This is a genomic window from Candidatus Cryosericum septentrionale, from assembly GCF_003570995.1.
Taxonomy (GTDB): Bacteria; Caldisericota; Caldisericia; order Cryosericales; family Cryosericaceae; genus Cryosericum; species Cryosericum septentrionale.
Genome location: NZ_QXIY01000024.1, coordinates 704 through 7369, shown reverse-complemented (window position 1 = coordinate 7369; position 6666 = coordinate 704). Strand labels below are relative to the sequence as shown.

5 protein-coding genes are annotated in these 6666 nt (G+C 56.0%); all 5 read left to right on the top strand.

Translation table 11 applies throughout. The features are described from left to right. Positions 1-1122, top strand: a 1122-nt coding sequence (locus SMC1_RS05795; RefSeq protein WP_413814606.1) for an elongation factor G, incomplete at its 5' end; no start/stop codon positions are given. A 16-nt stretch (positions 1123-1138) separates the two neighbouring features. Next, complete coding sequence (gene rpoC, locus SMC1_RS05790) at positions 1139-5038, top strand: DNA-directed RNA polymerase subunit beta' (RefSeq protein WP_165849255.1); 3900 nt, start codon at positions 1139-1141, stop codon at positions 5036-5038. Positions 5039-5183: 145 nt separating this feature from the next. Further along, positions 5184-5585: a 30S ribosomal protein S12 gene (gene rpsL / locus SMC1_RS05785; protein WP_119085837.1), complete on the top strand. Its 402-nt coding sequence runs from the start codon at positions 5184-5186 to the stop codon at positions 5583-5585. Continuing rightward, on the top strand, positions 5585-6055 hold the full coding sequence (rpsG, locus tag SMC1_RS05780; RefSeq protein WP_119085836.1) for a 30S ribosomal protein S7: 471 nt from the start codon (positions 5585-5587) through the stop codon (positions 6053-6055). Before rpsL ends, rpsG begins: the two co-directional genes overlap by 1 nt. 33 nt (positions 6056-6088) lie before the next feature. Further along, the coding region (locus tag SMC1_RS05775; RefSeq protein ID WP_119085835.1) for a GTP-binding protein at positions 6089-6666 on the top strand (578 nt) is incomplete at its 3' end.

Genomic DNA, 6666 nt, shown 5'->3' with positions numbered 1-6666 from the left:
TCGTTCATGCGCATCTATAGCGGAAAGATTGCTCGCGAAATCTATAATGGAACGAAAGATGTCTCAGAGAAAGTCGGTGGCCTGTTCCACATGATTGGGAAGAAGCAGGAACCGACAGATGAAGGAGTCGCTGGGGACATCCTCGTCATCTCGAAATTGGTGCACACTGCGACGAACGACACGATTTCGACAAAAGACGTCCCTCTCGATCTGGCGCCCATTGTATTCTCAGCACCCCTCCTTATGCGCTCTCTCAAACCGAAGACTAGGGCCGACGACGACAAGCTGAGCTCCACCCTGAGCCGGCTAAAAGAAGAAGAACCCGCTGTGGTCATCGACAAGAATGCAGAGACCCATGAAACCATTCTCAGCGGTTTGGGTGAAGCCCATCTTCAGGTTATCGTGGAGCGTCTTCAGAAGAAATTCGGCGTGAACATCGACCTGGAAGTGCCCCGGGTACCATACCGCGAGACGATCAAGAGCAAGGCGCGTGTGGAGGGCAAGCACAAGAAGCAGACTGGTGGCCACGGCCAATTCGGTCATTGCTGGATTGAGATGGAACCAAACGAGCGCGGTGGTGGCTGGGTCTTTGAGAACAAGGTGTTCGGAGGAGCAATCCCAAGGCAGTTCATCCCAGCTATCGAGAAGGGTATGCTGGAGACCATGAACAAAGGCCAGCTGGCCGGGTACCCCGCGGTGGACATCAAGGTTGCCGTTGTCGATGGGTCCTACCACCCTGTCGATTCGTCGGAAATGGCGTTCAAGCTGGCTGGATCGTTGGCGTTCAAGAAGGGATTTGAGCAGTGCAGCCCCATTCTGCTGGAACCGATCGTTGCGCTCGAAGCCAATGTCGACGAGAAGTATATGGGGGACGTTATGGGCGACCTCACGAGCAAGCGTGGCAAGATCTCAGGCATGGAGAGTATTCAGGGAAAGCAGATCATCAAGGCGTCTGTCCCACTTGCAGAGATGTTGAACTACGGTATCGACCTGGGATCCATTACCCAGGGAACTGGTACATACTCGATGAAGGTCAATCACTATGAGGAAGTGCCCGAGCGTATTGCTGAGAAGATCATTGCCGACGCGAAGGCTACCATGGTCGCTGAGGAAGAAGAGTAGTTCGAAGGGAGGAAGATTGAGAAACAACAAGATTGAGGCTCTGTCCCTCCACTTGGCTTCACCGGAGGAAATACACAGCTGGTCACATGGAGAGGTGACTGAAGCTGAGACGCTTGACTACCGGAGTGGCAAACCGAAGCCCCATGGACTATTCTGCGAGATCATCTTCGGGCCGACCAAGAGCTTTCAGTGCCGTTGTGGCAAGCTCAAGGGGAAAAGCTTCGAGGGGCAGGTCTGTGACAAATGTCACGTCGAAGTAGCCGATTCCAACGTTCGCCGCGAGCGCATGGGGCACATCGAACTCCACGCTCCGGTCGCACATATCTGGTACTTCCGCAACGCTGTCAACTACATTGCGCTTCTCCTCGAGATGCCCAGCAAGGCTGTCGAGAAGGTCGTCTATTTCGGCAGCTGGCTTATCCTGGACCCAGGCAATGCCGAGGGACTTGTGCGCAAACAACTTGTGACTGATGAAGAGTTCCGCGATCGCAAGATGAAGGGTGAGAAGTTCGTCGCCAGGAAGGGTGCCGAAGCGTTCCTCGAACTCCTCAAGGACCTTGACTTGTACAAAATGCGCGACAATCTCCTTGTCCGGATCAAAGGCAAGTCTCGTCAGGACCGCGCAAAGGCAGTCAAACAGCTGGACGTGGTCACGGCTCTCATCAACAATAGCCGAAAGCCCACGGACATGATCATGACCCGCATCCCGGTGATTCCGCCGGACCTCCGGCCCCTCGTTCAACTGGAGGGAGGCCGATTTGCATCGGACGACCTCAACGAGCTGTACCGCCGGGTCATCAACCGCAACAACCGCCTGGGGAAGATGCTTGACGAAAGCGCCCCGGAGATCCTGCTCCAGAACGAGAAACGCATGCTCCAGGATGCTGTGGACGCTCTGCTGGACAATAGCAAGCGCCAATACCCCGTGGTCAACGCGAACGGGCGCCCTCTCCGCTCCCTCAGCGACAAGCTGAAGGGAAAGGAAGGACGGTTCCGTCAGAACCTTCTGGGCAAGCGTGTCGACTATTCCGGACGTGCCGTCATCGTTTCAGGACCGCAGCTCAAGATCAGTCAGTGCGGGGTTCCCAAGGAAATGGCGCTCGAACTGTTCAAGCCGCATGTCATCTACCGGCTTATGCGTGAAGGCGTCGTCGGCAGTATGAAGGTTGCCAAGGACATTGTCGAGAAGCCCACGCCAGAAGTGTGGAGCATCCTCGAGAAGGTCGTCAAGGGCAACGTTGTTCTGCTGAACCGTGCGCCGACCCTTCACCGTCTGTCGATTCAGGCCTTCGAACCCGTCCTCATCGACGACAAGGCCATTCAGATATCGCCTCTTGTGTGCACTCCGTTCAATGCTGACTTCGACGGAGATCAGATGGCCATCCATCTTCCCCTGAGTCTCGCCGCCCAGACGGAGGCACGCTTGCTTATGCTCTCTTCGTACAACATCTTCTCGCCGGCGAGCGGAAACCCTATGGCCGGCCCTGTTCAGGACATGGTGCTCGGCGCCTACTACCTCACGTATGAGATCAAGGAGAAGATGAAGGCGATGAAGTGGACTTCCACTCCCGTTTACAGCGAGCAGGACGTCCTCTACCTCTTCGAATCGGGGAAGTTGCGTGTCCACGATCCGGTCCTTGTTCGCCTTGGTGGTGTGAAGATCCGTACCACTGCAGGCCGAGTCGTGTTCAATGATGAACTCCGGGCAACCATCTTCGAGGGTGAGGCCAAGTATCGTGACTTCCCCTTCCAGAACAAGACGATGCCCAAGAAGGAGATCGAGGCGATGATCCTGGACTTTTCGCGGCAGTTTGGCGTGTCCAAGACCAATGTCCTTCTCGACAACATCAAGGCACTCGGATTCAAGTATGCGACTGAATCGGGCATGTCTATTGGACTGTCGGACATGGAAGTTCCACCCGAGCGGCAGCGCATCCTCGACGATGCCGACAGGACCGTCCGCGAGATCAACGAGTTCTACGACGAGGGGCTCCTGTCCTACAACGACCGCTACCTCAAGGTGGTCCAGGTGTGGCAGGAGAAGGGCGCAGAGATCGAACGGGCCGTATTCCGCAACCTTACCGAAGAGAACTCCGTGCGTATCATGGCCGACTCCGGCGCCCGTGGAAGCAAGAAGCAGATCGTGCAGATGACGGGTATCCGAGGCTTGATGTCGGATCCCTCGGGAAAGATCATCGAGTTCCCCATCAAGTCCAACCTGCGTGAGGGTCTGTCTGTGCTCGAGTACTTCCTCTCGACACACGGTACCCGCAAGGGACAGGCCGACACGGCACTGAAGACATCCGACTCGGGTTACCTGACGCGTCGTCTTGTCGATGTCGCGCACGAACTGGTGGTCCGCGAAGAAGATTGCACCCACTCTCAGGCCCGTGAGATCAAGATTGGTAATCTGGTGGTGTCCTCCCTTTCAGAGGAGCTGGCGGGCAAGATCGCCGACGAACAGGTCGTGAATCCTCTGACCGGAGAGACCATCATCCAGCCCGGCGAGGAGATCTCGTGGGAACAGGCGAAACGCCTGGAAGCCCTCGGTCTCAAGTTCCTGAAGATCCAGCGGTATGTTGGTGGCTTGATCGTTCAGCCTGTCGTCGACGGCGGTGCTGTCATCGTTGGTCTCCGCGAACAGGTGGCCGGCCGGTACGCAGCCGATGACATCGTGCTCCGTGCATCGACGATCAAGGTGAACCCAGCCTGGTCGAAGACGACGCTTGAACGTATCCTCGATCGACCTGTTGCGACAGACGTCGTGTCTGCTGAGGGAAAGAAGACTCTTGCAGAGAAGGGCGACCCTCTTACCGAGAAGGTGCTTGCGGCAACGAAACGCGCTGGCATCACGTCCGTCGCGGTGGTCGTGGACGAAGATATCGTTTTGGTTCCCAAGGATGGTCTCATTCGTGACGAAGTGGCGATTGCTATCGAGCAGTTTGGTATCACCAGCGTGCGCCTTCGTTCTGCTATCACATGCCAAAGTGAGAATGGCGTCTGTGCTATGTGCTATGGCCGTGACCTGTCCACTGGCAATGATGTCCAGGTCGGGGAGGCGGTCGGCGTCATCGCGGCTCAGTCCATCGGTGAACCCGGTACGCAGCTCACCCTCCGCACGTTCCACACAGGAGGCATCGCGGTCGTTGATATCACGACGGGTCTGCCTCGCGTCGAGGAGATCTTCGAAGGACGTACGCCAAAGGGGCAGGCGGTCGTCTCGACGTTGGATGGTGTATTGCACATCGTCGATGTGAAAGAGAAGAACTTTGAGGAGAGGAAGCAGATTGTTGTCACGCCCAAGACGGGTGCCGAAGCTAAGTTCAAAGTCTTGCCGATGACCAGGTTCCGCGTCAAGGATGGAGCGCACGTGCGCGTGGGTGACCAGCTTACCGAGGGCTCCATCGACCCCAAGGGTCTCCTTGAGCTAGTGGGCGTCGAGGAGACGGCCCGGTACCTGGTTCAGGAAGTCCAGAAGGTCTATCGTTCTCAGGGTGTCGATATCAACGTCAAGCACGTGGAGATGATTATTCGCCAGATGCTGAAGAAAGTGAAGGTTGTCGACCCGGGCGATACGACATTCTTCACCGACCAGATCGTGAGCAAGCATGAACTCCTGCTGCAGAACCGCAAGGTCCGTGCGCAGGGTGGCAAGCCTGCGTCCTTCGACCTCGTCCTTCAGGGTATCACAAAATCCTCTCTCGAAACGGATAGTTTCCTGTCCGCTGCATCATTCCAGGAGACGCCAAGAGTGCTTGCTGATGCAGCTATCAAGGGCAAGATCGATCGGCTGACCGGCCTCAAGGAGGCCGTTATCGTGGGCAAGTCGATTCCTGCTGGCACATCGTCTCCGGAGCTCATGTTTGAAAAGCGCAAAACGCAGGCGGAAGCTCTTCGGGAGGCTCGCGGGAGTTAGATTTTGGGGCAAACGCGACCAGAGAGTCGAGTGAGTGACGTCTGGGCTGTGCGGGTGTGATTTGTCAAGGGGGCAAGCGCTTGACACTTGCCCCCTAATGCGTATCATTTAGAAATGTGTATTTACGTTCTTAGGAGGAAACTGTATGGCGACATTTAACCAACTGGTGCGGTCGCCCCGCGTGCAGCCGAAGTTCAAGACAAAGACTCCGGCGCTCAAGGGTTGCCCACAAAAGAGGGGCGTTTGCACTCAGGTCAAGACCGCGACACCGAAGAAGCCTAACTCCGCATTGCGCAAGATTGCCAGAGTTCGTCTGACAAACGGCATGGAGGTTACGGCTTACATCGGCGGGGTCGGTCATAACCTCCAGGAGCACTCGATGGTGCTGATTCGTGGTGGCAGGGTCAAGGATTTGCCTGGCGTGCGCTATCACATCATTCGTGGAACACTGGATACTGCAGGCGTGGCCAATCGCATGAAGGGACGTTCAAAGTACGGAGCCAAGCGAGCCAAGAAGGGCGCCGCAGCAAAGAAAGGTGGCAAGTAATGCCTAGGAAGAAGCGGCAGTTCCGCAAGCCAGCTCAGGCTGATCCCATCTACAACAGCGAGCTGTTGAACCACTTCATCAACAAGATCCTCAAGAAAGGCAAGAAGGTCAAGGCACAGGGTATTGTGTATGGGGCCATCAAGCTTATCGACGGGAAGGGCGCAAAGCCTGGCATCGAAGTCTTCCAGCAGGCCATTGAGAAGTGCCGGCCCCTGGTTGAGGTGAAGCCCCGCCGAGTCGGTGGAGCTACACTTCAAATACCCGTTGAGGTTGAGTCGCGCCGCGGTATCAACCTGAGCATGGAATGGATCGTCGACGCCGCGAAGAAACGCGCTGGCAAGTCGATGATCGAGAAGATAGCATATGAGATGATTGACGCGGTTTCTGAAACTGGCTCCGCCTTCAAGAAGAAGTCAGATGTCCACCGGATGGCAGAGGCGAACAAGTCGTACTCTCACTATCGCTGGTAGAGTCGGAACGCTGTCGAAGGGTAGTGGCACTGCATGCTTAATCAGAACGATCTGAACAACATACGAAACATCGGGATTATTGCTCACATCGATGCTGGGAAGACAACGACCTCGGAACGGATTCTCTATTACACGGGGTCCACGTACAAGCTTGGCAACGTCGATGATGGGAATACGACCACGGATTTTCTGCCTCAGGAGCGTGAACGTGGCATTACGATTCAATCTGCCGTTGTCACGGCCTTCTGGAAGGGTTTTAAGATCAACATCATTGATACGCCCGGCCACGTGGACTTCACGGCAGAAGTGGAACGCGCTCTCAGAGTGCTTGACGGGGGAGTAATTATCCTGTCTAGTGTCGAGGGGGTACAGGCTCAGTCGGAAACGGTCTGGCGCCAGGCGGACAAGTACCATGTTCCGCGCATCGTTTACATCAACAAGTACGACCGCGTTGGTGCGGATTTTGAGAAGACAGTTGTGGCAATTCGCGAGAAACTGGGAGCGCGGCCTGCCTTGGTACAATTGCCAGTCGGAAAGGAAGACACGTTCGCAGGGATTCTCGATGTGATGGAAGCCAAGAAGTACCTGTTCACTGATCCCACCGGCGAAAC

Coding starts and splice junctions, on each gene's coding strand:
- rpsL (WP_119085837.1), top strand. CDS start 5,184: ATGGCGACATTTAACCAACTGGTGCGGTCGCCCCGCGTGCAGCCGAAG.
- rpsG (WP_119085836.1), top strand. CDS start 5,585: ATGCCTAGGAAGAAGCGGCAGTTCCGCAAGCCAGCTCAGGCTGATCCC.